At 61.3% G+C, this 25,704-nt stretch carries 21 protein-coding genes; 14 read left to right on the forward strand and 7 right to left on the reverse strand.

From position 1 onward, the window contains the following. The first annotated feature begins 66 nt into the window (after nucleotides 1-66). From ACTNB2_RS02175 to ACTNB2_RS02210, 8 genes are all read left to right on the forward strand, one after another. Nucleotides 67-3,540 carry a DEAD/DEAH box helicase gene (locus ACTNB2_RS02175; RefSeq protein WP_441044659.1) on the forward strand — a complete coding sequence of 1,158 codons (3,474 nt, stop codon included), beginning with the start codon at nucleotides 67-69 and terminating at the stop codon, nucleotides 3,538-3,540. A 165-nt stretch (nucleotides 3,541-3,705) separates the two neighbouring features. Then, the gene (locus tag ACTNB2_RS02180; RefSeq protein ID WP_427747728.1) at nucleotides 3,706-4,068 is read left to right on the forward strand and encodes a desulfoferrodoxin family protein; all 363 of its coding nucleotides are present in this window, start codon (nucleotides 3,706-3,708) and stop codon (nucleotides 4,066-4,068) included. A gap of 90 nt (nucleotides 4,069-4,158) precedes the next feature. Next, a complete protein-coding gene (locus ACTNB2_RS02185) occupies nucleotides 4,159-6,171 on the forward strand; it encodes a hypothetical protein (RefSeq protein WP_441045694.1) in 2,013 nt (670 codons plus the stop codon). Between the two features lie 294 nt (nucleotides 6,172-6,465). After that, nucleotides 6,466-6,987: a crossover junction endodeoxyribonuclease RuvC gene (gene ruvC / locus ACTNB2_RS02190; RefSeq protein ID WP_035137351.1), complete on the forward strand. Its 522-nt coding sequence runs from the start codon at nucleotides 6,466-6,468 to the stop codon at nucleotides 6,985-6,987. Continuing rightward, entirely contained in the window at nucleotides 6,987-7,607 is a 621-nt protein-coding gene (gene ruvA / locus ACTNB2_RS02195) for a Holliday junction branch migration protein RuvA (protein WP_427747730.1), read from the forward strand. Before ruvC ends, ruvA begins: the two co-directional genes overlap by 1 nt. Beyond that, complete coding sequence (gene ruvB / locus ACTNB2_RS02200; protein ID WP_441042065.1) at nucleotides 7,607-8,674, forward strand: Holliday junction branch migration DNA helicase RuvB; 1,068 nt, start codon at nucleotides 7,607-7,609, stop codon at nucleotides 8,672-8,674. The genes ruvA and ruvB overlap by 1 nt, the downstream gene beginning before the upstream one ends. A gap of 146 nt (nucleotides 8,675-8,820) precedes the next feature. Further along, on the forward strand, nucleotides 8,821-10,488 hold the full coding sequence (locus tag ACTNB2_RS02205; RefSeq protein ID WP_427794639.1) for a formate--tetrahydrofolate ligase: 1,668 nt from the start codon (nucleotides 8,821-8,823) through the stop codon (nucleotides 10,486-10,488). Between the two features lie 180 nt (nucleotides 10,489-10,668). Continuing rightward, nucleotides 10,669-11,625 carry a hypothetical protein gene (locus ACTNB2_RS02210; RefSeq protein WP_441042063.1) on the forward strand — a complete coding sequence of 319 codons (957 nt, stop codon included), beginning with the start codon at nucleotides 10,669-10,671 and terminating at the stop codon, nucleotides 11,623-11,625. 110 nt (nucleotides 11,626-11,735) lie between these two features. On the opposite strand, the gene ACTNB2_RS02215 is transcribed toward ACTNB2_RS02210, so the two are convergent. Further along, nucleotides 11,736-12,917 (reverse strand): cation diffusion facilitator family transporter, encoded by a 1,182-nt coding sequence (locus ACTNB2_RS02215; RefSeq protein WP_441042061.1) that lies wholly within the window; start codon nucleotides 12,915-12,917, stop codon nucleotides 11,736-11,738. A 218-nt stretch (nucleotides 12,918-13,135) separates the two neighbouring features. Here ACTNB2_RS02215 and ACTNB2_RS02220 point away from each other — a divergent pair, with 218 nt between their 5' ends. Next, a complete protein-coding gene (locus tag ACTNB2_RS02220; protein ID WP_441044662.1) occupies nucleotides 13,136-14,473 on the forward strand; it encodes a hypothetical protein in 1,338 nt (445 codons plus the stop codon). A 267-nt stretch (nucleotides 14,474-14,740) separates the two neighbouring features. On the opposite strand, the gene ACTNB2_RS02225 is transcribed toward ACTNB2_RS02220, so the two are convergent. From ACTNB2_RS02225 to ACTNB2_RS02250, 6 genes are all read right to left on the reverse strand, one after another. Beyond that, complete coding sequence (locus ACTNB2_RS02225) at nucleotides 14,741-14,962, reverse strand: hypothetical protein (protein ID WP_441044664.1); 222 nt, start codon at nucleotides 14,960-14,962, stop codon at nucleotides 14,741-14,743. 35 nt (nucleotides 14,963-14,997) lie between these two features. Further along, nucleotides 14,998-15,786, reverse strand: a complete 789-nt coding sequence (locus ACTNB2_RS02230; protein ID WP_441044666.1) for an ADP-ribosylglycohydrolase family protein — start codon at nucleotides 15,784-15,786, stop codon at nucleotides 14,998-15,000. Between the two features lie 142 nt (nucleotides 15,787-15,928). Beyond that, nucleotides 15,929-16,381: a helix-turn-helix domain-containing protein gene (locus ACTNB2_RS02235; RefSeq protein WP_427795744.1), complete on the reverse strand. Its 453-nt coding sequence runs from the start codon at nucleotides 16,379-16,381 to the stop codon at nucleotides 15,929-15,931. A 45-nt stretch (nucleotides 16,382-16,426) separates the two neighbouring features. Beyond that, nucleotides 16,427-16,597 (reverse strand): type II toxin-antitoxin system HicA family toxin, encoded by a 171-nt coding sequence (locus tag ACTNB2_RS02240; RefSeq protein ID WP_427795745.1) that lies wholly within the window; start codon nucleotides 16,595-16,597, stop codon nucleotides 16,427-16,429. 397 nt (nucleotides 16,598-16,994) lie between these two features. Beyond that, a complete protein-coding gene (locus tag ACTNB2_RS02245; protein ID WP_441044670.1) occupies nucleotides 16,995-17,588 on the reverse strand; it encodes a hypothetical protein in 594 nt (197 codons plus the stop codon). Between the two features lie 355 nt (nucleotides 17,589-17,943). After that, nucleotides 17,944-19,416, reverse strand: coding sequence for an InlB B-repeat-containing protein (locus tag ACTNB2_RS02250; protein ID WP_441044672.1), 1,473 nt, complete (start codon nucleotides 19,414-19,416; stop codon nucleotides 17,944-17,946). Between the two features lie 449 nt (nucleotides 19,417-19,865). Between ACTNB2_RS02250 and ACTNB2_RS02255 the strand changes: the two genes are divergently transcribed. From ACTNB2_RS02255 to ACTNB2_RS02275, 5 genes are all read left to right on the forward strand, one after another. Then, entirely contained in the window at nucleotides 19,866-20,498 is a 633-nt protein-coding gene (locus ACTNB2_RS02255) for a cyclodeaminase/cyclohydrolase family protein (RefSeq protein WP_441044673.1), read from the forward strand. 2 nt (nucleotides 20,499-20,500) lie between these two features. Next, on the forward strand, nucleotides 20,501-21,355 hold the full coding sequence (locus ACTNB2_RS02260) for a bifunctional 5,10-methylenetetrahydrofolate dehydrogenase/5,10-methenyltetrahydrofolate cyclohydrolase (protein ID WP_441044674.1): 855 nt from the start codon (nucleotides 20,501-20,503) through the stop codon (nucleotides 21,353-21,355). A 99-nt stretch (nucleotides 21,356-21,454) separates the two neighbouring features. Continuing rightward, on the forward strand, nucleotides 21,455-22,978 hold the full coding sequence (locus tag ACTNB2_RS02265) for a C69 family dipeptidase (protein ID WP_441044675.1): 1,524 nt from the start codon (nucleotides 21,455-21,457) through the stop codon (nucleotides 22,976-22,978). 147 nt (nucleotides 22,979-23,125) lie between these two features. Then, a complete protein-coding gene (locus ACTNB2_RS02270; RefSeq protein WP_154515830.1) occupies nucleotides 23,126-23,542 on the forward strand; it encodes a hypothetical protein in 417 nt (138 codons plus the stop codon). A gap of 8 nt (nucleotides 23,543-23,550) precedes the next feature. Continuing rightward, on the forward strand, nucleotides 23,551-25,314 hold the full coding sequence (locus ACTNB2_RS02275) for an ABC1 kinase family protein (RefSeq protein WP_441044676.1): 1,764 nt from the start codon (nucleotides 23,551-23,553) through the stop codon (nucleotides 25,312-25,314). The last annotated feature ends 390 nt before the right edge of the window (nucleotides 25,315-25,704 follow it).

Raw genomic sequence — 25,704 nt, forward strand, 5'->3', positions numbered from 1 at the left:
ACATATGGGGGTAGCTAAAATAGCCCCGTCCCAAATTAGCTACCCCGGGTGAGATTGGAGGAAGCGATGGCGCAGGGGACGTTTGTGCAGGCGCTTCGTAAGGAGGCGGCGCTCAGCAGTACCTTTATGAAGGGGCGTTCGCTCATGCTCAACGGCGCCGTGCTGTCGTTTGAGGACTCCGGCTCGCGTTTCTCCAAAAACGTGAATATCGAGGGTACGGTGCGTGGTTCGCGCGGCGACCTGTATAAGACGCACGTGGCGCTCGATATGGACGAGCACGAGGTTGTCGATTACGACTGCGATTGCCCCGCCGCCTTCCGCTATTCCGGCATGTGCAAGCACGCCATCGCCACGGCGTTGGCGTATCTGGATGCCAGCGGCGCCGAGCCCGTCGAGGGTTTGCGCACGCCGGTCCGCACGTTTACGGTGTCGCCCGCACAGTCCAAGCAGCCCACACGCTCCGCGCCCAGCGCATCTGCGGTCAACCCCAACTTTCCCTTCCCGGCGCCCGTGCCCACGAGCCCGAGCCTTGTGGCAGCGCTTTCCGATCTTTCGGACGCGCGCATGGATAAACTCGTGGCCATGCGCCGCAAGCTCGCCGGCACCATTGACCCCGATGCGCCCAAAGCAGTGCTGGAGCCCTCGCTGGTGCCGTACTACAATCCGCTGTTTGCCGATCGCTTTAGCTGGGCGCTTGAGTTTCGCATCCGCTGTGGCTCGGTGTCCTACGTGGTTAAGGATATCGACGGCATGGCCGATGCCTATGTGCGCGGCGGTACGTTCTCCTATGGCAAGAAGCTTACGTTTGCCCATGTGCCCGAGGCTTTCGATGACGTGTCGGCAAAGCTGCTCGACTTTGTTGCAATGACGGTCGCCTACCTAGGCGATATTACGAGCTCGCGCTCGGCATCGTACGACTTTGCCCGCAGCGGTTTTGTCGCCGAGCGTCAGTTGCCGGTATCCGAGTATTCCATCGTGTCCGTGCTGGACCTGCTGCGTGGCAGGACCATGTCCTTTGAACCTGCTTGGTCGCGGGGGACGACGACGCACCGCGCCTACGAGGTGACGGTCGAGTCGTTGCCGGAAGGGGAGAACGAAGTCCCGGCTAAGCGCCCGCCGCTGATTGCTGCCAAGATTGTGCCGGCAGCCGGGGGCAGCTACGACTTGCGCCTTCCGGCCGATACGTACTGCTTTGCCTCGGGCGACGTCGCCTATCTGGTCGATACGCGCCGCGCGCGCCGTACCGACACGGCGTTTGCCCAACATGCCGCGCCGTTCCTATCGCACTTGTTGCCCTGCCGCACACCGGTCCATATCGCCGCCGACCAGGTGGGTGAGTTTTGCCGCATGGCGCTGCCTATCTTGCGCGACTACACCGACCTTACCGCGCCCGCTGTGCTCGATACCGTGGCGCCCGAGCCAAGCTTTGCCATGGCGATCGGCGTCGACGATGGCCTCGTGACCTGCAAAATTACGGTTACCTACGGCGACTGGTCGGCAGATCTCTTTAGCATGGGCGCTCCGGGCAGTCCCTTCGAAGAGCAGCGCCCGGGCGTGCCGCCGCGCGACGAGGTGGCAGAGTTTCGCGTTATGGATACGGCGGCTCTGTATTTCGACTTTTACGAGGGTGGCCTGGCGTTTGAGGAACGCGATGACGAGAGCCTGTTCCACTTGCTGACTGAGGGCCTGTCTGCCCTGTCCGAGCTGGGCGAGGTCATGCTCAGCGACCGCCTGCGCCAGATCTCGGTCCGCCCTGCGCCCAAGCTTTCGGTGCGCGCCACCGTCAAGAGCAACCTGCTCGACGTCGAACTGGGCGCGAGCGGCCTTTCGGCGGCAGACCTTGCCATCTACCTCGATTCCTACAAGCGTCACCAGACGTTTGCTCGTCTCACGTCGGGCGACATCATTCGCCTGGACGAGGGAGCGCGCGCCGCGTTTGGCCTTGCCGAGGATCTGGGGGTCGATGCTGTCGACCTGCTCGACGGCGTGTCGCTTCCCGCGTCGAGTACCCTGTTCGTCGACAGCATGCTTGCGCGCACGTCCGCGCTCGAAGCCGATCGCGACGCTGCATTCCGTCGCACCGTCGAGCGCCTGGACACGCTCGGCAAGATGGACTTTACGGTGCCGGCCTCGCTCAAGGCCACGCTGCGTGGCTACCAGGTCGACGGCTACCAGTGGCTCGGTTCGCTCGAGCATCTGGGCCTTGGCGGCATCTTGGCCGACGACATGGGCCTGGGCAAAACGCTCCAGATGATCGCGCATATCCTGGCGCGCGTGGAGGCGGGGGACGCTAAGCCCACGCTTGTGGTGTGCCCTGCGTCGCTCGTGTACAACTGGACTGCCGAGCTGGAGCGCTTTGCCCCGTCGATTGATGTGTGCGCCATTTTGGGCACCAAGGCCCAGCGTCGCGTGCAAATTGCCGGCGTGGCCGAGCACAACGTGGTCGTAACGTCGTATGACCTCATGCGCCGCGATATCGACGAGTACGTCGAGCAGGACTTTGCCCGCGTGGTGCTGGATGAAGCCCAGTACATTAAAAACCCACTCACGCAGGTGGCACGTGCCGCCAAGCGTCTGCCGGCCGGTGTGCGCTTTGCCTTGACGGGCACGCCCATCGAAAACCGCCTGTCCGAGCTCTGGAGCATCTTCGACTTTTTGATGCCGGGCCTGCTCGGCACGCGCGAGTCGTTTGCCAAGCGCTTCGAAAGCCCGGTCGAGCACGCCGAGGGTGACAGCGCCGCTCGCCTGCAGGCGCTCGTGTCGCCGTTTGTGCTGCGCCGCGTCAAGGAAGACGTGGTGGCCGACCTGCCCGAGAAGATCGAGGATACGGTGATGGCGCAGCTCACCGGCGAGCAGCGCAAGCTCTACCTGGCCAACCAGGACCGCATTGCCCAGCAAGTGCAGCACCGCGAGGCCGGGGAGTTCAAAAAAGATAAGCTCAAGGTACTTGCCGAGCTCACCAAGCTGCGCCAGATCTGCTGTGATCCTCATCTGCATTACGCGGACTACAAGGCGGGAAGCGCCAAGCTCGATACGTGTATGGAGCTCGTCCACGGCGCGCTCGACGGCGGTCATCGCATCTTGCTGTTCAGCCAGTTTACGGGCATGCTCGATATCATCGGCAAGCGCCTGGCCAAGGAGGATATCACCTTCCTTAAGCTTACGGGCGCATCGTCTAAAGAGAGCCGCGCCAAGATGGTTACGCAGTTCCAAGCGGGCGAGGTGCCGGTGTTCTTGATTTCGCTCAAGGCGGGCGGCGTGGGCCTTAATTTGACGGCTGCCGACGTGGTCATCCACTACGACCCGTGGTGGAACGTGGCGGCGCAAGACCAGGCGACCGACCGCGCCCACCGCATTGGCCAGCAGCACACCGTGACCGTGTACAAGCTCATCGCCAAGGACACGATCGAGGAACGTATCATGCAGATGCAGGAGTCCAAGCGCGACCTGGTCAACAGTGTGCTCGGCGGTGATGGCATTTCGTCGGCGCTGTTCACGCGCGAGGACGTTCTGGCGCTGCTCGGTGGCGACGGTCGCTAGCTGCGCGCGGGATGGGGCTGCCGGGCTGGGCCAGGTCGCCGGTTCGTCTTAGCCCGACCGTTTATCCCACCCGTTATGTGTTCATTTGAAATGCCATGGATGGTTCGGCGCTCTTTGGGCATAAGAACTAACGAGAACATTGGCACATCAGCAAAGGAGAACATCATGGCGAAATTCTTTAAAGACTCCGACGGCAAGCTCGTTGCCGCTCTTGGCGACGACGTTGCGACCCCTGCCGGCTGCACGGAGCTGACGGCAAACACCGAGGATGCGGCGCACGAGAAGCACGTGCCTGTTGTCGAGACCGAGCGCGACGGCCACGTCATTCGTGCGCGCGTGGGCTCGACGGAGCACCCCATGCTGCCCGAGCACTACATCGAGTGGATCGCGCTTGAGGCCGAGGGCCGCCTGGAGGTCCATTACCTTGAGCCCGGCATGAAGCCCGCGACGTTTTTCGCTGGCGGCTCCAAGACCGGTACCGTCTATGCCTACTGCAACCTGCATGGGCTGTGGTCCGCGACGTTCTAGGAGCGCGCCCCCGCTCGGGGTATCATAGCTAGCATATGCACATGCAAGCGCCGGCTGCATTATGCGGCCGGCGCTTTTACTACGGTTTCGATGGTTTACGACGGAAAGGGCTGGGCCATGAAGCTCGCACTTGCACAGATCGATATGCGCCTGGGTGATATTGAGGGCATTTGCGGTCGCATCGAGGACCAGGCTCGTCTGGCCCACGAGCGCGGGGCGCGCGTGCTGTGCGTCCCGGCTCCGCTCTTTATGGGTGCTCTGCCCGGCGGCCTGATGGGTACTGCCGACTTTGAGCACGACATGCTGACAGGCCTGACCGGTGTTGCCGAGCGTATCCAAGAGCTCGATATGATCTGCATCGTGCCCGCGGCGGTTTCGTTTGAGGGCCAGCCGCTGCTTGACTACATGATGCTCAAGGACGGTCATGTGGTGCCGGCTCGATCGAGCATTGCCCTGCAGCGTGGCGAGAACAACGATACGCGTTGGGCGCCGCCGGTGTTCGACGTGGACGGCGTGCGCATCGCCGTGATTTTTGACTTGGACCGCGAACTCGAGATGTTGCCGACCGGTGTTGACCTCATTGCGTATTTCCAATTCAGCGCGTTTGACATGACCGACCGCGAGACTGCCGCCATCGCCGCCGTTCGCAGCGGTGCCTACCGCAAGATCGCATCTAAGCGCAGCGTGTGGTTTGCCTGCATGGCGCCGGTCGGTGCGTACGACGAGTCGGTGTATACCGGCGGTTCGTTTGTGCTCGACGACTGCGGTCGCGTGGTGGCCCAGGCGCCGTGTTTTGAGGAGAGCCTGCTGGTTCAGGAGATTCAGCGCGGCGTGATGCTCGATGCCCTGGAAGATCACGAACTGCCCGAGTTTCGTTCCGAGGCGTGGCTGTGGCAGGCGCTGGTGCTCGCCGTGCGCGACAATGCCCGCGCTCGCGGCGCGTCGCGTGCTGTGGTGGCACTCGAGGGTGACTTGCCGTCGTCCCTGCTGGCGGCACTTGCCGTTGACGCTCTGGGCCCGCGTAATGTGATTGGCCTTGTGCTGGGGCGCAACCGTATCTTTACGCCGGCTCAGGAAGAGGCCGAGGCTGCCCGCTGTGCCGCCGTCCGCGCGATTGCCGAGCGCCTGCACATTCGCACCGTCGAGCGCGACGCACCGGATGCGGCGCGTGTGCTCGATCGCGACGTGTCGGCGGGCGATGCCGAGCGTCTGCGCTCGCGTGCGCTGGGGCTGATGCTCGAGGATACGGCGCTCGAGCTGGGCGCCATGGCGTTGAGCCCGCTCTCCAAGACCGAGTACGCGCTGGCGGCGCCCGCACTGTCCGGTGGCTACCAGGGCGACTTTGCGCCCTTTGGCGATGTGTACCTGTCGACGCTTGAGTTTGTGGCGCGCGTGCGCAACCGCACGTCTGCCGTGGTGCCCCAAGAGCTCGTGACGCTCAACGCGGTGGAAGATTGTATGGAGCGAGTGCTGGCGCAGGCGCTCTCGACGCTCGACGGTCCGGTCGATATGCTCGACCGCGCGGCACAGCTGCTCGGCGGGCTTGAGCCGGGTGAGGTCGATGGCGCGCTCGAGGCGCACGTGGATCGCAATCGATCTTTCGACGACATCCCGATGGCCGCTGGCAAGCCTGAGGCCTGCTCGCTGCTGCTGATGCTCGTTCGACAGGGTGAGGCTGCCCGTCGCATGTTGCCGACGGCGCCGATCGTTTCGGCCCGTTCGTTTGCCGAGCGCGCTTGGCCGTACATGCTTGCGTGGTCCGATTTGGGGCTCAACGGCAAGGAGCGCATGACGGTTGATTCACTGGCGCGCGCCGAAGTGCGCCGCTTTGCCGATAGCGATACGGGCGATCGCATGCGCGGTGAGATGATGGGTCTGTTGGGTGAGCTGTTGGGTATTTCGCCCGAGCAGATGGAGGAGCTGCGCTCTGAGGACGGTCAGCGTCGTTTGCACGAGGGAATGAAAAAGTTCGAGGGCGAGGTCCAGGACGCCATCGAAAGGATGATGGGCGGCCAGGGCGGACCGCAGGGCGGGCCCCAGGGCACGCCGATGCCACATCCGCCGGTGGATCCCCGTCAGTTTCCTTTTTTCTCGCAGAACTAAACTGGGGATGGGGCAAAGGTTACGCGGTTTTGCCAAACCGCGTAACGAGTCGACGCTACGCGAGCCCCTGCCGGGCCATCTGCCGCTCAAACCGTCGCTTGCGTACAGAAGTACGCGGCGCTCCTCTTTCGCGACACCTTGCCACGGCAGGGACTCGCTCGCTGACTTATGCTCAACCTATGGTTCGACCTTGCTTGCCAGATACGGTCGCTGTTGTGTTATTCTAGAACAGACGTTCGTGAATAGTGCGTGGGGCCTTGCCTTGCGCTGCGCTTGTGACGAGGGGAGGTTGGCTTGGTTATCTTGGGTATCGACCCTGGTTTGGCCCATACGGGGTGGGGGATTATCGAGGAGCGACGTGGCGAGGTTCGCTGTCGTGCCTATGGCTGCATCGAGACCAGTGCTGGAAGTCCGCTCGCGGTGCGCCTGTCGCATATCGCCCGCGACCTCAAGGGCGTTGTCGAACGCTATCGTCCCGATACCGCTGCTATCGAGAGCATCTACTTTGGCGCTAACGTTCGTTCGGCCATCCCCACGGCGCATGCCCGCGGCGCTGCGCTTGTGGCGCTTTCGGAGTGCGCGCTCGAGATTGGCGAATACACGCCCATGCAGATTAAGCAGGCTGTTGTGGGCACCGGCGCCGCAGATAAGCGACAGGTCGCCTACATGGTGCGTACGCTTACGCAGCTCGATCACGACCCGCACCCCGACCATGCCGCCGATGCCCTGGCCTGCGCCATCTGCCACGTTAACCTCAGCCGCACCCGAGCGCTTACCGGCGGCGAGTTCTATCAACAGAGAGGAACCGGATACTGATGATCTCCCAGCTCCACGGAACGCTTGTCGAGGCCACGATGAGCTCTGCTGTCGTCGATGTGTCGGGCGTGGGCTTTGAGCTCGGCATCTCGGGCAGCACTGCGGCCACGTTGCCGACGCCCGGCGGCGAGGTTCGCCTCTACACGCGTATGCAGGTGCGCGAGGACGCCATGACGCTCTTTGGATTTGCCTCCAAGGACGAGCGCACGATGTTCGACCGGCTCGTGTCCGTCTCGGGCGTTGGCCCGCGCTTGGCGCTCGCCGTGCTTTCCACCTATACCGTGGGGCAGCTGTATTCGCTGGTGATGGCCGAGGACGACAAGGGCATGGCCAAGGTACCCGGTGTGGGTAAAAAGACAGCTCAGCGCCTCATCCTGGAGCTCAAGAGTACCTTTGCCAAGGATAAGGGCTTTGTGCCGGTCGACGTGATTCCCGGACAGGTTGCGATGCCCGTGCCCACTGCCGCTCCCTCGGCCATCGATGATGCCCGCGCGGCACTCCTTTCCATGGGCTTTAGCCCGCAGGAGGCCGATGTTGCTCTGAGCGGGTATGATGGGCAGGATATGCGTGTCGAGGATCTGCTCGGCGCGGCGCTTAAGCGACTCGGAATGGATGCGTGATGTGGGAAGCCGATGACTCTCAGGACCTGTGGGCGACGCCCGGCAGCTCGCCGGCGGCATCCATGGCGCATGGCGAGCGCATGGTGGGCTCGGAGCTGACGCCCGAGGACCTCGATGTCGACCGTACCCTGCGCCCCCAGCGTCTGGACGACTACTGCGGTCAGGAGCATATCAAGCAGAGCCTTCGCGTGCTGATCGAGGCGGCGCAGAGCCGTGGCGAGACGCTCGACCACGTGATCTTCTCGGGCCCTCCGGGTCTGGGCAAGACCACGCTGGCTACCGTTATCGCCAACGAGCTGGGCGCTCAGATTAAGACGACGAGTGGCCCGGCCATCGCGCGCACCGGCGACCTGGCGGCCATCCTTACCAACTTACAGCCGGGTGACGTGCTGTTTATCGACGAGATCCACCGCCTCAACCGTTCGGTCGAGGAAGTCCTGTATCCCGCGATGGAGGACTTTGCGCTCGATATCGTGATTGGCAAAGGTCCGGCGGCGCGCTCGATTCGCCTGGATATCCCCAAGTTTACGCTGGTGGCGGCAACGACCCGCTCGGGTATGCTGACCGGCCCGCTGCGCGACCGTTTTGGTATTTCGTATCGCCTGGACTACTACACGGTCGAGGAGCTTGCCCAGATTGTGACGCGCTCGGCAACCATTTTGGGCGTGACAATAGACCATCTGAGCGCGCTCGAGATCGGCTCGCGCTCGCGCGGTACGCCGCGTCTTGCCAACCGCTTGCTCAAGCGCGTGCGCGATTACGCCCAGGTGCGCGGCAACGGTCCTATTGAGCTTGATATCTGCCGTCAGGCGCTCGAGTTCTTTGAGATCGATGAGCTTGGTCTGGACTGGATGGACATTCGCATCTTGGAGACGCTCGCCAAGACGTTCTCCGGCCGTGCCGTGGGCCTGACGACCCTTGCCAGCGCGGTGGGCGAGGACCCGGGTACGCTCGAAGATGTCTACGAACCCTACCTGTTGCAGTGCGGGTTGATGATTCGTACGCCGCAGGGCCGTCAGGCAACCCTGCGCACATTCGAGCATTTGGGTATCGAGCCGACCCTGTAGGAATGGGCTTGTTTTAGCGCATCTGTAGGCTATCGCTGGGCATTGGATAAACATATCGCCGTTCATCGGTTATGGGCGTTTTACTATTGCGCGCCCGTGCTATGCTGAATTGGTCTTTTTCTCATCCGGTAACGAAAGGACCGCCCATGCCTACTGACATCGAAATCGCACGTTCCGTCACGCCGCTGCCTATTACCGAGGTGGCCAAGAACGCCGGCGTCGACGTTAAGCACCTGATTCCGTACGGCTTCGACAAGGCAAAGGTCGACTATTCACTGCTCAACGAGCCGACCGATCACCAGGCCAAGCTTGTCCTCGTGACCGCTATCAATCCCACGCCTGCAGGCGAGGGCAAGACCACCACGACCATCGGTCTGGCCGACGGTCTGCGTCGTCGCGGCGTCAAGAGCGCCGTTGCCCTGCGCGAGCCTTCGCTCGGCCCCGTCTTTGGCGTCAAGGGCGGTGCCGCCGGCGGCGGCTGGGCCCAGGTCATCCCCATGGAGGACATCAACCTGCACTTTACCGGAGACTTCCACGCTATCGGTGCCGCCAACAACCTGCTGGCCGCCATGCTCGACAACCATATTCAGCAGGGCAACCAGCTCGGCATCGATGTTAAGCGCATCACCTGGAAGCGCGTCGTCGACATGAACGACCGTCAACTGCGCCATGTTATCGATGGCATTGGCGGCAAGGCCCAGGGTGTGCCGCGCGAGGACGGCTTCGATATCACCGTTGCCTCCGAGGTCATGGCAATCCTGTGCCTGTCCACGAGCATCAACGACCTCAAAGAGCGCTTGGGCGAGATCGTCGTCGGCTACAGCTATGCCGGCGAGCCCGTCCGCGCCCGCGACCTCAAGGCTCAGGGCGCCATGGCTGCGCTGCTTAAGGACGCGCTCAAGCCCAACCTGGTGCAGACGCTCGAGGGCACGCCCGCGTTTGTCCACGGCGGTCCCTTCGCCAATATCGCCCACGGCTGCAACTCCATCATGGCCACCCGCATGGCCATGCGTTTTGGTGACGTCGCGATTACCGAGGCCGGCTTTGGCGCCGACCTTGGTGCCGAGAAGTTCCTGGACATCAAGTGCCGCATGACGGGCGTTCGCCCCAGTGCTGTCGTGGTCGTCGCCACCGCCCGCGCGCTTAAGTACAACGGCGGTGTCGCCAAGGCCGACCTCAACGACGAGAACCTCGAGGCCCTTAAGGCCGGCATGCCCAACCTGCTGCGCCACGTCGACAACATCCAGAACGTCTATGGTCTTCCCTGCGTGGTCGCCATCAACCGCTTCCCGACGGACACCGAGGCCGAACTTGCGCTCATCGAGTCCGAGTGCCAGAAGCTCGGCGTCAACGTTAAGCTGTCCGAGGTTTGGGCTAAGGGCGGCGAGGGTGCGCTCGACCTGGCCGATGAGGTCATGCGCCTGATCGAGCAGCCGAGCGAGCTCAAGTTTGCCTACGAGGACGGTGCCGATGTGGCCGACGCCCTGGAGGCCGTTGCCACCAAGGTCTACCGCGCCGATGGCGTCGACTTTACGCCGGCTGCCAAGCGCCAGCTCGCCGAGCTGCGCGAGAACGGCTTTGGTAACCTGCCGGTGTGCGTCGCCAAGACCCAGTACAGCTTCAGCGATAACGCCAAGGCTCTGGGCGCGCCCGAGGGCTTCCGCATCACCGTGCGCGAGCTCAAGGTTTCCGCCGGTGCCCACTTTGTGGTCGCGCTGACCGGCAGCGTTCTGACCATGCCGGGCCTACCCAAGGTTCCCGCGGCCGAGAACATCGACGTCGACAACGACGGCAACATCACCGGTCTGTTCTAAGCCTGTTGCTCATAGCCGCTAGCCCGCCCCGCCGTGCTCCTAAAGCCCGGCGGGGCTTTTTTGATCCTTAGGCCCGCACACGTCTTGTAGATACCGACGGGCTTAGCCTGTCATAGGCTTGTACGCGGGTAGAATGCATGGATAACTTGATGCTTACGGGCGACGGAAAGGAATCGTTGCATGGACCAGGATAAGACGACCGTGATGGGCGGATATGGCTCCGCACAGGCCGGCGGTAGCGCCGACACGACCCGTATCGTGCCGAATCCCGGCTACGCTGCCCCCGATACGACGCAGGTGCCGGCCGATCCCACGCGCGTTGTGAATTACGGAAACGCGGCGCAGGACCCGCATGGTGTCTCATCGCAGAACCCCTACGGCAACGCGGCGGTAGACCCTTATGATGACCTGTTGCAAAATCCCATTCCACAACCTCAGCAGACGACATATATGCCGCGCACGGCACAGCCGCGCTACGAGTCGCACGACCGATACGCGCGCGAGCCGTATCGTGAGTATCCCAAGTCCATCCCCCAGTATGGCGAGGACGAGGAGAAGAAGCCTTCGCGTTCGTCGAGCGTGATTAAGAAGATCCTCATCGTGCTGGCGATCTTCTTTGCCTTGTCGGTTGTGTTTGCCATCGTGTCGGGCATGCTCAACAAGCGGGGCGCCACGACTGATACCACGGCCGAGCAGACCGAGACTGCCCAGTCCGGCACCGTCGACCTGAGCGATATCCCGGGGCAATATTGGTCTAACGCCAAAAAGATTCTCAAGTCGCGCGGGGCCGATCTTTCGAATGCCGTGATTCTGACCGACGACGGCTCGACGCCCGTCGTCGATGCCAACTGGGTCGTCACATCTGCCTACTACAACGCTGACGGCAACCTTGAGGTCCAGCTTACGCGCAAGGACGGCTCGTCGGGCAATGCGTCCGGCGACCAGGGCACCACGGACAGCTCGAGCTCTAACACGCTGGAGGACCTGAGCAACAAGGCACAGGAGCTTGGGGATAAGGCGCAAGAGCTGGGCGACACAGCCCAGAACCTCGGTGATACTGCTCAGAATCTGGGTGATATGGCAACGAACGCCTGGGATGCCCTGCAAAATGGCATTTCGGGCGCGCAGGGAAACTAGCGGCCGAGCGGCTAGAGCCTTAGCGGTGCAAACAAAAACGGGACGTAGGATCGCGTGACCGGGCGCATATGCGCGTTGGTCGGCGGTCCTGCGTCCCGTTTTGCTGTCGATTACAGCTGTTCGGCCGGACGGTCGGGCGAGCTAAAGCCCGAGTCAAACGTGACAACGCATGATGCATCGGGCCTGCGCTCGTGCACGATATGCGTTACGCGCTCCAACAGCTCGTCGTCGGAGATGCGAAAGCCGTCGGGACGCACCAGGTCAAACGAAACGAACCCGTCGTGTTCGTGCAGGTCGTGGATGGAGAGCGCGGGATCGATTTGCATGACGCCACGCTTGACCCAGCCGCGCAGGTCGTCGCCGGTGGTGGCGATGGGGTCGCAGTGCAGCGTGATGTCGATGCCCATCTGGCGTTTGATGTCGTGTTCGATGGCGTCCAGGATCTCGTGGTGCTCAAAGGCATCGCCCTCGCCGGGCATTTCTACGTGTGCGCTGGCAAACTGACGGCCGGGGCCGTAGTCGTGCACCATGAGGTCGTGTGTGCCCAAGACCTGGGGGTACGACATGATCCTGTCGCGGATTTCCTGGACGAGCTTGGGGTCGGGCGCTTGTCCCAACAGCGGGCTGATGGCGTCGCGCACCAGGCCCATGCCGCTGATGCAAATGAAGATGCCCACACCCAGGCCTGCCCAGCCATCGAGGTCAAAGCCGGTCGTCTGCGAAATAAGCGCCGCCGCCAAGACCGAGCCCGAGGTGATAACGTCGTTTTTGGAGTCCTGCGCTGTGGCGATGAGCGTCTCCGAGTCGATGCGGTCGCCCAGCGCGCGGTTGAATGCGGCCATCCATAATTTGACGAGCATGGATAAGACGAGGGCTGCTAGGGAGACCAGCGTGTAGGCGGTGGGGGAGGGCTTGATGATCTTGGAGATCGATTCGAGCACCAGGTTGATGCCGACGGCACAAACGAGGACGGCGACAAACAAGCCGGCGAGGTATTCGTAACGGCCGTGGCCATAGGGGTGGCCTTCGTCTGCCGGGCGGCTGGCAAGGCGGAACCCGAGCAAGCTCACAATGTTGCTCGAGGCGTCGGAGAGGTTGTTAAAGGCGTCGGCGACAAGCGAGACAGAGCCGGCGAGCAGACCCGCGATGCCCTTGGCCAGGCACAAGGTAATGTTGAGGCCAATGCAAATGAGGCTTGCGGCAAAGCCCGCGTTGGTGCGACAAGATGCATCGACCGGCTCGCCCTCGCTGCCAGGAACAAGTGTATGTACCAGCCGATTTACAAATAGCATGGCGTACCTCCTCGCATCCTCGTTTAAGGGGATAGTGTAGCTCGCATGGGCGCGCCGTGCGCCGATGCTCAGAAAATGCAGTAATGGTCTGCGGGAGCTAACGAGCGGGGCTTTTTGTCCGACCGGGTGCTCCATTTTGGGCCACATGGGTATGGGCATGTGCCTGCCTGCTCGACATACTTAATGTCGACAGCCCCTGCGTAAAGGAGGACGTATCCATGGACGAGATGTTTGCCATTAAATGCCAAAACTGCGGCGGCCCCATGTACTCGCACCAGGCTAAACGCAGCTTTGAGTGCGCCTATTGCGGCACGGTCGTTCCGTGGCAGGCCGATGCGGGGGAGCCCAAGAGCGCCCTGGGCATTCGCCATGCGCCGCTGACGGTTGTCGATGGGCTGCTTAAGCTCACCCATGTGTCGCAGCTCGAGCGCCCGGTGGACCCCGACTGGTATTTCTTTAATACGCACTGGCGCAACCAGTCGGTTCTGGAGCATCTACTGTGGGAGGACCGCGGCACGGCGCAGGAGTTCCAGGAGGCCACGCACGTGAGCATCCCGTGCCCCTTCTGTGGCGCATCCTTTGAAGGCGAGTCCACTCAGCGCGTGTTTGAGTGCCCGTCCTGCGGCAATAAGATCGGCGTTGCAGACCTACTCAAGCCCGGTACCTTTAGCAAGCGCCTGACCATGGGCGTTGGCGCGGAGTATGTACCCGAGCAGGGTATTCCATGCGAAATCTCGCCGCAGCAGGCACGTGCCAACGCGCTGCAGCTGGTGCACCAGTATGCGGAAGCCTTTGCCGGTCACGATGTAGAAGACGCGATCCAAAACGATATGATGCTCTTCTACTTTCCCATGGCGCTCGCGGATTTGCGCATGATGGCGTCCTTCCCGGGCAAGGGGCTGAGCAAGGAGACCTTGGTGTACTACGAGGTGCTCGACTGGGCATATCCGCGGGCAAACTACCTGGACGTTCGTCTTATGGGCATTTTGGAGCCGTGGGACTTTGCCAAGGTGGGGCCGTTCGATCCCGCCATGCAGGAAGGCGACTTCCGCGTCGTTTCCGTCGATGCATCTACCAAGGACCAGGTGGTCATTGATAAGCTGGCGCTCGACATTGCCGGCAACGATGCCGAGGCGGTGCTGGGGCTCAATAAAAAGAGTATCCGCACGTGGGCGCGCAAGGCCCGCAAGCATAAGGACGGCCTGGTGATGGTGCCGGTCTACTTTGTCGACCGTCCCGCGTCGGACAGCCGCGATGGCGAGCAGGTGCGCATTGCCGTAAACGGCCAGACGGGCCGCGCGGCCGCGGTGGTGTTTAGCAACAAGCGCGAGACGCATGTGGTGGCACCGCTCAACCCGAGCCTGCATCTATCGAACGAAAGTACAGTGCACGCCACACCCATCGAGGTCAAATACGTTAAATCGCCCTTCCTGTACCAGATCGTGCGCCGCGGAGGCGGCGAGCAACCGCGCCAGGTGGCAGCGGCAGTCGAGGGCTCCTACCGAGAGGAGAAGCCCAAACGCAAGGGTTTGTTTGGCGCGATATTTGGTAAGTAGGGGGGCGGTACGGGACAGTGCGCAGTAGTGCGAGCTGTCCGTCGTAGTAGATCTAAATAAACGGTGGGACGGCTGCAAAAGAGCCGCCCCACCGTGTAAAATCAAGGTGTGCCGCGGAACCCGCTCCTCAGCGCTTAAACTTCGGAGACGCGGGCAACGCAGGAGCTAATGTCTAAAGGGCCGGCTGCAACCGGCCCTTTTCTATGACCCCCTTCTCCACCCATCCCCTGGTTTGGAACAGTGTCGATCTAACGGGCAATCAAGCCTTTAGCTCTCTTTGAATTGGGTAGTCATCTGCCCGAAGAAACTAAGTTCGGATGGCTCATAGAGGAGCAAGTCGCCGTCCGCGGTCTTGTAGACTCCGCAGGGAAGATAACGCCCGTCGGGGAGGACATAGAGGTCTCCTTCCTCCTTCAGCCCTGCTGGGAGTAGCGGAATCTCGTGCTCGTCCACTTGGAACTCATCTATGTGTACAGTCTTCCTCTCCATGATGCCTCCTGGCTTGTTTCTGTTGCCGCCGCGATCTAAAACAAGCAGCTCTCAATCAGCTCTTTGCCGCGCAGGGTGTCGATCCACTCCTGCGGAATTGCGTCCATGCCGTAGGCTGTGCCGGCGAGGGCGCCTGCGACGGCTGCGGTGGTGTCGGTGTCGTCGCCCAGGTTGACGGCGGCAAGGACGCAATCTTCGTAACTGTTAGTGTTGACAAAGCACCAGCTGGCGGCCTTAAGGGTGTCGCGCACGAAGCCGCCAGACCTGATTTCACGCTCGGGCACGTCTTTCAGCTGGAGCACCCATGAGGGAAGCGCGCCGTCCATCGCGGACCTCATCAGCTCGATGAACGTGACGCATGACTCGGTCGACGTTCTGTGAGCGTGCGTGATCGCGGAGACCTTGCTGATCTCTTCGTCTGTCGCATCGGTGAACGCCAAGGGCGCGATGCGCATGAGCGATCCGTTGCCGTTGTCGCGCTCGCCAGAGCCTCCTTTGCCGGCGTGCAGGGCGCGGGCGGTCGTGCCGCCATAATCGAAAACACCGTCAATCGTATACTCGCCACGGGCAATCCAGCCTACGAACTTGTCGCGCATGTCCGCGGTGTCGATATGCCCGAGCTCCCTAATCGAGTCGCAGGTGGCAAGCGTCATAGATGTGTCGTCGCTCCAGGTACCGGCGGGCTGCCCATGCGTGCCGTAGCCGATCATGTCCGTGCATTCGAACGTGTCGCGGGGCCTGAACTCGTAAGGAACGCCCAGCGCGTCGCCGACGGCAAGCCCGTAAATACAGTCGCGTAGCGTTGTTTTCGGTCTGTCTGTCATGGGAACACCTCTCGTACTTTGGATTGAGGATGCGCGGCTACCTGCGGCAGTGTGTCCAGCTCAATTCGGGACGCAGCGAGTCCCGAATTGAGAGAGCTTGTCAGCTAATCTGACAAATGAAAAAACCCGCAACGCTATTGCTTTATACAGCAATAGGGACCTCTTTTGGGCGCCCTGCCTTTGGTGCGTCGGCGAGTCGTGCCTCGATGGAAGCTTTGGACACCATGCGCTTGGTGCCATCCTTCCATGAATCCAACAGTCCTGCATTTATCAGTTGCGATACCCGTGCTGAGCTAACACCGAGCATACGCGCGGCATCCGCTGCGGTGACGGCGGGGATGTCGCCGAGTTCGCGACTGACGGCCACGGCGATAATCTTGCCACCGTGCTGCGGCTCGTGGCCAAAGTCCGGCGCAGGCAGGTCGACGCCGCCCATTAGGTGGTCATCGACCATGCATGCGAGAAAATCAGCGGCGCTTTCGACAGCGTCGTTTAGGTCGGATCCGAACGTTCCACCTCCGCCCAGCGAGCCACATGGCACAGCGTCGACAACGCCGTCCGAATCAAAGAACTCGAATTCCCATATGTAAACCATGTAAGACCTCCTCTAAAACTCGATGCGAAATGTGATGAGGATGAGCTATCGAAGTCCTGCCTGCCTTAAGATTCTTTTGGTAATTTGATCCTCAATCTCTCGGTGGCGTTTCACGAGCACGAGTTTATCTCCTTTGACGAACTTCTCGTGATTAGTGCCTCCTTTCGAGATGAAGCCGGCTTCTTCGAGGATGCGAATCAATTCGCGTCTCTGCATCTTAGCCTCTTTCAATAACTATATATTAGCACTTCCTAAGGGTTTTAGACTTAAATCTTCGCTATTGCTAACCCTTTGTCTCACTTCGCCATCCTTGGATGGCGGCTTATATTCCTTGTGGTATTAGTTTATTTGCTCGTGCGGACACGATTTGGTGTTCTGCGCGCGACCGCGAAAAGGGTCAACAGGATCAAGGACCGCGACGTTTTTCTACGTAACCGGCTGTTGACTGCCTGTGTCTTTAGCCTGAGCAGCCGCTCCCAGGCGCAGGAATTCGTCAACGTGCTCAATATGGTGATGTGACCGGGCGCTTTCGAACACAAAAAACCGGGATGCAAGGAGTCACACCTTGCATCCCGGCTGAGCTAAAACGGCGCTGCTGCATGCCGTTGGAGCTTTAGCGCTTGATCTCGATATCGTCGAGCTTGACGTCCATGGCCTCGGTCTTGGCCTTGGCGATGTCATCGGCAAACTCCAGGGACTTCATCATGGTCTCGACAGCGTCCTTGTGCTCTTCTACGTTGTCGATGCGCACATACACGCTGCCACCGTCAACGTCGGTGAAGTACTCGGTCGTCACGCCGCCCGAGTGCGTGAAGTAGGCGCTGCGCCAGGTCTTGCCGTTGTACTTAACGGGATCGCTCTCGGTCCATCCGGAGTTGGCCTTCCACTTTGCCTCGTAGTCGAACAGCTCGTCGGCGTTCTTGTCAGAGTCGAAGACGGGGATGAAGCGGTCGCTGGCGTGCTCGCTCTCGGTGAACTTAAACTGGGCCCTATCGGCGGTGTCGCCTGCGACGTCGGTGATCTCGACGCCCTCGGGGACCTCGACCTTAAACCAGATGAAGTCGGTCCTCATATCCACGGCCGGCTTTTCCGCGCCGCTGCCATCGTCACTGCCGGTAGCGCCACCGCTTCCGCCGCAACCTACCAGGGCAACTGCAGCAAAGAGACTGATGCAGAGGGTGAGAATCGCAAAGGCCTTCTTTTTCATGGTCGTGTCTCCTCATCTGTAACCGCCCATGGATTACCTGCCTTTACTGTACGCGTGGACGGCTCGCTAGGGTGGGCCATGTGTCCCTTTCTGATGGCCGGATTTGCGCCGTTAAGTGGCAATATGTCTGGGCGCAAAAGAGGGGAGGGCCGGTGCTGCTGTCCTTCCACTGGTCCCATGTTTGGTGCGGTGGGGCGGAGCGTAGCCGGGGCTGCGGATCTTGACGACGGACGCATCCGGTTGGTCATCGTGGGCGCCTCGCCACAGCTTTTTGTGTAAAAAGGGGTCCGCACCTTTTGCGGTGCGGACCCCTTTGCGTTGCAACAAGTTGCTGCGGCGTGTTTCGAAGTTGAAATTACTTGCGAACCTTAGACACGACAGCGCTGGCGACAAAGCAGGCGATTGCCATGATGCCCATAGCAGCGACGATGTTGGCTGAGGCGTCACCCGTGTTGGGCAGATCCTGCTTGTTTGCCTTGGTCTTATTTGCAGGCTTGCCGGCAGGCTTGTTGTCGGAAGGCTTGGGCGCGGGCTCGTCCTTCTTCCACTGGGCGAACAGCGTCACAGGAGCGGAAAGCTCGACCTTGTCGCCCGCGGCATAGCTTGTGCCGGAGCCGTCCTTTGCGGTGTTCCAGCCCACGAAGGAGTGGCCCTTGCGCACCGGCTGCTCGGCCGTAACCTCGGCCTCGATTTTGCACTCAGCGGGTGCGAAATCGGCAGTCTGCTTATCCTCGGAACCGTTCAGGTCGTAGGAGAGATCGTAGGCCTTCTCCACGAAATCAGGCTTGACGAAGCCGCAGTACTCGCACTTAGGGGTTCCCGTGCGAGTCCAAGTGCCGGCATTGTCAGAGGCCCACTCGGTGTAGGTGACATTGAATTTGTTGTCGTGCTCGCCGTCGGTGTAACTGTGGGTGAGCATCGTCTTGTTGGACCACACCTTCGTGCCGTCGATGGTGACATCGGTACGGCCGGTGTTGTTGCCCGGCTTGCCACCAAAGCCAAAGAGCTGCGAGCAGGTGGTGTTGTCGCGCTCGGCCGTGACCTTATTGCTTCCGGTCACGTAAATATCGTACTTATAGTTCCCCATGTTCGAATCGTTGATATTGAGCGCCTGCTTATAAATGCCCATAAGCGCCTTCGAGTTGAACGTGCAGCTATTCACGTTAACGGTAATGTCATGGCTGCCCGCGCTGTGATCGGTATAGACATTGATGACTTTGCCACTGGCATTAAAGGTGCAGCTGTCAAACGTCATGGTCGGCGAGCTGTACGTCCAGATGGCGTAATCGCCATTCGGGGCGTTGAACGTCGTGTTCCTGAACTCGGCGGAAGAATAACCCCAGTAGAACGTCTTGCCATTAACAATGCAGCTGTCTACCACGGTTTTGTCGGCACGAATGAAGCCAAGATAGTTCGCAGAGCCCGAACGCAGCTTCATGTTCTTGAACGTAACGGTGCCGGCACCGTCAAAGGAATAGTCGCCGTTGTACTCGGTACCATAGTTTGCAGGATCGGGAACCTCCGCACCGATGTTCCATGCGGTTTTGTCCGTACCCAGACCCTCAAAGGTAAGATCCTTGCCCTTGGTGTGACCCTCGGAGTTCACCTTGTAAAGGGTGTAGTTGCCCTCACCGAGCAGGATGGTGTCGCCGGTCTGCGCATCGGCGGTAGCGTCGGCAAGTTTATCGTAGGTTTTACCGGTGCGGGCATTGGTAATCGTGCTGGTGACGTCGTCTGCGAAAGCAGGCGATGCTACGCCCATCGTGACGAGCGCAACGGCAAACAGCGCTGCGACCGCACGAGAGGCCGTTTTCAAAAACGACTTCATGCTGAGACTCCTTCGACTCTAAAAGTATTAAATCAGCATTAATATTATAGAACTTCTGACATTTTACTAAACCTCTATTTCGCACCTTTATCGGTACGCCAATCTTTCTCGCGCTTCTTACATATTTATTCCGCATACCTGCGTCTTTGTTGCATCGGATTGTGCAACAAAGATACATTCGTTTTGCCGGTGTGGTTTGCGCGATGGCACTTGGCGTGTCTATGGCTCAATGGACTGGGCGCAAGACTGACCTTGACAGGGGGTCGGGATTAATTGCTTGGCGATAAGCGCAGCGATGTTGCGCCTATCGCCCGCCATAGAAAAGTGCGATAACTGGGCGCACTGACGCGAATGCTCTTATGGGCTAGACTAGGCACCACGAAATACACGATGCGTTCGGGCGGAGCCGACTGTCCGATTAGCTTGGCAAGCATTGAGGGTGCATGCACATGAGCCAAGAGATGATGGATAAAACCTGTCGCGGATTTGCCGAGGCGCTTGCCGCGCGCGAGCCGGTTCCCGGCGGCGGCAGCGCGAGCGCCTTTGTGGGCGCGCTGGGAGCCTCACTTTGCGGGATGGTTGCCCGCTACGGTGCGACCAATCCCGCGCTTGCCGATCGAGCGGACGATTTGGCGCACGCGTTTGCCCAGGCGGATGAGTTGGCGCAGGAACTTGTGGGTCTGGTCGCCGAGGATGTTCGCGCGTACGGCCAGGTGTCTGCGGCGTACGGTATTTCGCGCGAGGATCCGGCTCGACCCACGGCGATTCAGGACGCGTTGCGCGTGGCGGCCATGCCGCCGTATCGGATCATGGATGCCTGCGGGCGCGCGCTGGCGCTGCTCGAGGACATGGCGGACAAGGGGTCGCGCCAGCTGCTGTCCGACGTGGCGTGCGGTGCCGTGTTCTGCCGCGCCGCCATGCAGGGCGCGAGTCTGACGCTCTTTGCCAACACTACGTCTATGAAAGACCGGGCACGCGCCGAGGAGCTCGAGGCGGCGTGCGATGAACTGCTGGATACGTGGCTGCCGCGTGCCGATGCGCTGGCGCGCCGTGCCGCCGACGCAGCCAGGAAGAGGGGATAGCCATGGCAGAGCTGCTCAAAGGGGCCCCTGTTGCCCGTGCTTTGACCGAGAAGCTCGCTGCTCGCTGCGCCGTCCTGCGCGAACGCGGCATTGTGCCGACGCTGGCCATCGTTCGTGTGGGCGAGCGCGAGGACGATCTGTCGTACGAGCGCGGCGCCCTCAAGCGCTGTGAAAAGGCTGGCATCGATGCTCGCCGCGTTTTGCTTCCTGCCGATGCTTCGCAGGATGAGCTGCTGGCGGCTATTAAGGACATCAATGCCGACCCCGCCGTTCATGGCTGCCTAGTGTTTCGCCCGCTGCCCGCTGGGCTTGACGAGGATGCGGTTGCCGCGGCACTCGATCCCGCCAAGGATGTCGACTCCATGACGCCGGCCTCGCTACTTACCACGCTTTCGGGGCGAGGCGAGGGCTTTGCTCCTTGCACGGCTGAGGCCGTGTTGGCGTTGCTGGACCATTACGGTGTTGAGCTGGATGGGGCCAAGGTCGCGGTCGTCGGTCGGTCTCTGGTGATTGGCCGTCCCGTTGCCGCCATGCTTACGGCTCGCAATGCCACGGTGACGACGTGCCATACGCATACGCGCGACCTTGCTGCCGAGTGTCGTGCGGCTGATGTTGTGGTTGCGGCCGTTGGGCGCGCGCGCACGATTGGCGCGGATGCGGTTCGCGAGGGCCAGACGATCATCGATGTGGGCATTAACTGGGACGAGGCCGCCGGCAAGCTGGTCGGCGACGTCGATTTTGATGCTGCGGAGCCAATCGTTGGCGCCATCACGCCCGTGCCGGGCGGCGTGGGGGCTGTGACCACCGCGATTCTCGCCAAACACGTGATCGAAGCGGTCGAGCGCACATCGAAATAGGCTTTTGACCACGGGGGCTGCCGAGGCTGTGGTTTCGCCCTTTTTGCACCGAAGCGATACACTGTTGCCGTTTGATTTCTTCGCTCAAGGAGGATGCGCATGCCGTGCACAACGATTTTGGTCGGTAAGAACGCGAGCTACGACGGGTCGACGCTGGTTGCCCGCAACGAGGACTCGTCCAATGGGGTGTTTGAGCCCAAGCGCATGCGCGTAGTGCATCCCGACGAGCAGCCGCGTGTCTACACGAGTGTCCTGAGCCACCTGACCGTTGAGCTGCCCGACAATCCCATGCGCTACACAAGCGTCCCCGACGTTGTCCCGGGTCATGGCATTTGGGCCGAGGCCGGTTTCAACGAGCTCAATGTTGGCATGTCCGCAACCGAGACGCTCACCACCAACGAGCGCGTCCGCGGCGCCGATCCGCTCGTGGATTTCGTGCCCGCCAAGGGTAACGAGGGCGAGGACGGCTATGCGCCGGCGCAGCCCGGTGGTCTGGGCGAGGAGGATATGGTGACCCTGGTGCTGCCGTATGCCAAGTCTGCCCGCGACGGCGTGCGTATTCTGGGTGAGCTGCTCGAGCGCTACGGCACCTACGAGAACAACGGCATCGCCTTTAGTGACGTTGACGAGATCTGGTGGCTCGAGACCATCGGCGGCCACCACTGGATCGCCAAGCGCGTACCCGACGACGCCTATGTGACCATGCCCAACCAGCTGGGTATCGACAGCTTTGACTTGGACGACGCCGAGGGCGCGCAGGTCGACCACATGTGCTCGGCCGACCTACGCACCTGGATGGCCGAGTGGCATCTGGACCTGACGTTGGGTGTCGAGGGCGACGGTCCGGCGACGGTCTTTAACCCGCGCGAGGCCTTTGGCTCGCACAGCGACAGCGATCACGTCTACAACACGCCGCGCGCCTGGTACATGCAGCGCTGCCTCAACCCCAGCGATGTGTGGGACGGTCCCGACGCCGACTACACGCCCGAGAGCGACGACATTCCCTGGAGTCGCGTGCCCGAGCGCAAGGTGACCCTCGAGGACATCAAGTACGTGCTTTCGAGCCACTACCAGGGCACGGAGTACGACTGCTACGGCAGCAAGGGCACGCCCGCCACGCGCGGCGCCTATCGTCCCATCGGCATCAACCGCAACAGCCAGCTCGCCGTGCTGCAGCTGCGCCCCTATGCGCAGCCGGCGTATCGCGCCGTGCAGTGGATGGCGTTTGGCTCCAACTCGTTTAACGCGCTTGTGCCGCTGTACGCCAATGTCGAGACCATGCCCGAGTACTATGCCGACACGCAGGCTCGCGTGACGTCCGAGAATTTCTATTGGGCAAATCGCCTGATTGGCGCCTTGGCCGATGTTCGCTTCCATGAGTGCGGTCGCGCGGTCGAGGATTATCAGGAGAAGGTCGGCGGCATGGGCCACAAGCAGATTCACGACGTTGACGCTGCCGTATCCGTACTGCCCGAGGCCGAGGTGCCCGCCGAGCTCGCCCGTGCCAACGAGGCCTTTGCCGAGCTTGTGCGCGTGGAGACCGATGCCCTGTTGGGCAAGGTGCTCTACACCACGAGCTGTGCCATGAAGAATTCCTTCGCGATGAACGATAACATTAGGTAAAAGCCACATTGCAGCGAACGAGCGGGGCAAACGCCGTCAAAGGCTTTGCCTCGCTCGATTTCTATCCCGGCGACAAACGATTTTGTGTCGTTTGCCCAATCTTGGGTACAAGTAGGCCAATGAAGTTGTTCACGATTGGAGCCAACCATGGTTATGAAATTCGATCAGCTTGTTAACGGTGCCATCAACGTGGGCTTCGGCGCCGCCGCCGTTGCCGTCGAGGGCGGCAAGAAGGTCCTCGACGACCTCAATGCCAAGGGCGAGCAGGTGCGCAAGGACGCCGGCACCCCCGATATCGCCCGCAGCGTGTCCGACATGTTCGAACAGGCCGGCGGCACCATCTCCGACCTTACCGAGCGCCTGGGCATGCAGGGCGAGACTGCGGCCCAGCGCGTGCTCGACGAGCTCATCCTCGCCCGCGTGCGCGTCATGACCGCCCCCGAGCGCACGGCCTTTTTGGCCCATGTGCGCGACATCGTCGATTCGGTCGAGGACAACGTGACCTCGGTGCCCGTCGAGTCTGTTGAGCCCGACGATGCAGAGGACGCCGAAGAGGCCGAGTAGCAGCGCAGATGGCAGATTCCACCACCGATTACAACAATCTAGATCCCTTGGGTGACGAGGCGGCGGTTGTCGACGAGGTCGATGCCGCCGTCTCGGGCGCTCGCAAGAAGCCGCGCGCTGTCGATATGGTCCCTGAGGAGCCCGACGCGATGGCGCCGGACGAGGAATACCAGCTCACGCCGGCAGGCCGTCGTGAGCGCATTGGGCAGATCGTTCGCCTGATCAAAAAGTACCGCGTGTGGGATAACCTCACGCCGGTGCGCCTGCGTCGTCTGCTCGAAGAGCTCGGCCCCATGTTCGTTAAGATGGGGCAGATTCTGGCTAACCGCTCCGAGATTTTGCCGCAGCGGTTTTGCGACGAGCTGCGCCGTCTGCGCTCCGACGTAGAGCCGGTGCCGTATGAGGTAGTGCTCCGCTGTTTGGAAGAGGAATATGGCCAGCGCCTGGGGCAGATATTCGACGCGATTGACCCCAACCCGCTCGGTAGCGCGTCGCTCGCGCAGGTGCACCGCGCCCGTCTGGTGACTGGCGAGGACGTGGCCGTTAAGGTGCAGCGCCCCGGCGCGCAGCAGGTGATGGCTCAGGACATCGACATCATTCGCTCGGTGGTGCGCATCGTTTCCAAGTTCGTCAACACCGATCAGTTTGTGGACCTGCATGGCGTGGTCGAAGAGCTGTGGACCTCGTTTCGCGAGGAGACCAACTTTTTGGCCGAGGCCAAAAACCTCAACGATTTCTATGACTTCCACAAAAGCGTGCATGGCGTCTCGTGTCCCAAATCCTACTTGGATCTTTGCACCGAACACGTCGTGGTCATGGACTACATCGACGGCATCTCCATTGCCGATCCCAAGCGCCTTGAGGCCGAGGGTTATGACTTGGAAAAGATTGGCGCCGCGATCGTCGAGGACTACTCGACGCAGGTGCTCGACGATGGCTTTTTCCATGCCGACCCGCATGCGGGAAACATCATCCTCAAAGACGGCATTGTCTACTTTATCGACCTGGGTATGGTCGGGCGCATGTCGAGTCACGACCGCGGTATCGTCAAGGACATGATTTTCGCCGTGGCCGAAGGTGACGTTCCCAAGCTCAAGGATTCGCTTATGCGCTTTGCCGTGACGCGCGGCGATTCTGCCGAGCTCGACCATTCGGCCTTTTTGTCCGACTTGGACTTTATCGTCGCCGACTTTGCAGGGCTCGATCTTAAGGACCTGGATATCGGCGAGTTTTTGACCTCGCTGTTAAATCTGGCGCGCAAAAACGACGTTGAGCTGCCGAGCGTGGTGACGATGTTCGCGCGCGGCATGGTGACGCTCGAGGGTCTGCTGACCGAGTACATGCCCGACGTCAACATGATTCAGATCATCCAGGCGCACATCAAAAACGAGAAGAGCACCTATGCGCGCGTCCGCGAAATGGGGCGCGATCTTGCCGCGAGCAGCTATCGCGCGGCAAAAGGCTCGCTCGAGGCGGCCGAGTATCTGGGCTTGGCGTCGCGCATGCTCACGCGCGGCCAGCTTAAGGTGAACACGCAGATTATGAGCAGCGATAAGGCGCTGCGACAGCTGGGTGGAATTATCGACCGCATGTCGATGGCAATTGTGATCGCCGGCCTGTTTATCGGCTCGTCGGTGGTGTACTACGCGCGCATCGAGCCGGTTGTGTTCGGTATTCCGGTCATTGGCTTTATGGGCTACGTGAGTGCGCTGGCGCTGGCGCTGATGCTGGGCCGCGAGATCTGGCGTAACAGTCACGGCGGCAAGCGGTAGAGACTGCGACCGTCACCGCATTCTCCTATCGCAAACCATAGCTTTTACCTTGGGCTTCGCCTGCGTGCGGGGCCCTTTTGCGTGCTACCATATTGACAGTAATAATCGATGGCCTAGATGGTGGTGCGGAGACGCACGAATGCGCGGTTTTCCTGCGCGTTTGGGAGAATCGGGGTGCAAGTCCCCGGCTGTACCAGTAACCGTAATTCCTCTTGGCCCGGGATGGCCGCGCCGCAGATCGGACGGCGCGCCCGGGTCGGTAAGGTTAAGTCGGATCGCCTCCCATCTTGAACGCGGCCGCGGCGCATGCCGCCGGTACGCGTTGGGCTCTGGAGGGAAGGGGGACCCCGATGGGGGTACTCGAGCGCAATGTGCGCGATGACGTGGGGC

The organism is Collinsella sp. HCP28S3_G2, from assembly GCF_052065125.1.
Lineage (GTDB): Bacteria > Actinomycetota > Coriobacteriia > Coriobacteriales > Coriobacteriaceae > Collinsella.

Coding starts and splice junctions, on each gene's coding strand:
- ACTNB2_RS02175 (WP_441044659.1), top strand. CDS start 67: ATGGCGCAGGGGACGTTTGTGCAGGCGCTTCGTAAGGAGGCGGCGCTC.
- ACTNB2_RS02180 (WP_427747728.1), top strand. CDS start 3,706: ATGGCGAAATTCTTTAAAGACTCCGACGGCAAGCTCGTTGCCGCTCTT.
- ACTNB2_RS02185 (WP_441045694.1), top strand. CDS start 4,159: ATGGTTTACGACGGAAAGGGCTGGGCCATGAAGCTCGCACTTGCACAG.
- ruvA (WP_427747730.1), top strand. CDS start 6,987: ATGATCTCCCAGCTCCACGGAACGCTTGTCGAGGCCACGATGAGCTCT.
- ruvB (WP_441042065.1), top strand. CDS start 7,607: ATGTGGGAAGCCGATGACTCTCAGGACCTGTGGGCGACGCCCGGCAGC.
- ACTNB2_RS02205 (WP_427794639.1), top strand. CDS start 8,821: ATGCCTACTGACATCGAAATCGCACGTTCCGTCACGCCGCTGCCTATT.
- ACTNB2_RS02210 (WP_441042063.1), top strand. CDS start 10,669: ATGGACCAGGATAAGACGACCGTGATGGGCGGATATGGCTCCGCACAG.
- ACTNB2_RS02215 (WP_441042061.1), bottom strand. CDS start 12,917: ATGCTATTTGTAAATCGGCTGGTACATACACTTGTTCCTGGCAGCGAG.
- ACTNB2_RS02220 (WP_441044662.1), top strand. CDS start 13,136: ATGGACGAGATGTTTGCCATTAAATGCCAAAACTGCGGCGGCCCCATG.
- ACTNB2_RS02225 (WP_441044664.1), bottom strand. CDS start 14,962: ATGGAGAGGAAGACTGTACACATAGATGAGTTCCAAGTGGACGAGCAC.
- ACTNB2_RS02230 (WP_441044666.1), bottom strand. CDS start 15,786: ATGACAGACAGACCGAAAACAACGCTACGCGACTGTATTTACGGGCTT.
- ACTNB2_RS02235 (WP_427795744.1), bottom strand. CDS start 16,381: ATGGTTTACATATGGGAATTCGAGTTCTTTGATTCGGACGGCGTTGTC.
- ACTNB2_RS02240 (WP_427795745.1), bottom strand. CDS start 16,597: ATGCAGAGACGCGAATTGATTCGCATCCTCGAAGAAGCCGGCTTCATC.
- ACTNB2_RS02245 (WP_441044670.1), bottom strand. CDS start 17,588: ATGAAAAAGAAGGCCTTTGCGATTCTCACCCTCTGCATCAGTCTCTTT.
- ACTNB2_RS02250 (WP_441044672.1), bottom strand. CDS start 19,416: ATGAAGTCGTTTTTGAAAACGGCCTCTCGTGCGGTCGCAGCGCTGTTT.
- ACTNB2_RS02255 (WP_441044673.1), top strand. CDS start 19,866: ATGAGCCAAGAGATGATGGATAAAACCTGTCGCGGATTTGCCGAGGCG.
- ACTNB2_RS02260 (WP_441044674.1), top strand. CDS start 20,501: ATGGCAGAGCTGCTCAAAGGGGCCCCTGTTGCCCGTGCTTTGACCGAG.
- ACTNB2_RS02265 (WP_441044675.1), top strand. CDS start 21,455: ATGCCGTGCACAACGATTTTGGTCGGTAAGAACGCGAGCTACGACGGG.
- ACTNB2_RS02270 (WP_154515830.1), top strand. CDS start 23,126: ATGGTTATGAAATTCGATCAGCTTGTTAACGGTGCCATCAACGTGGGC.
- ACTNB2_RS02275 (WP_441044676.1), top strand. CDS start 23,551: ATGGCAGATTCCACCACCGATTACAACAATCTAGATCCCTTGGGTGAC.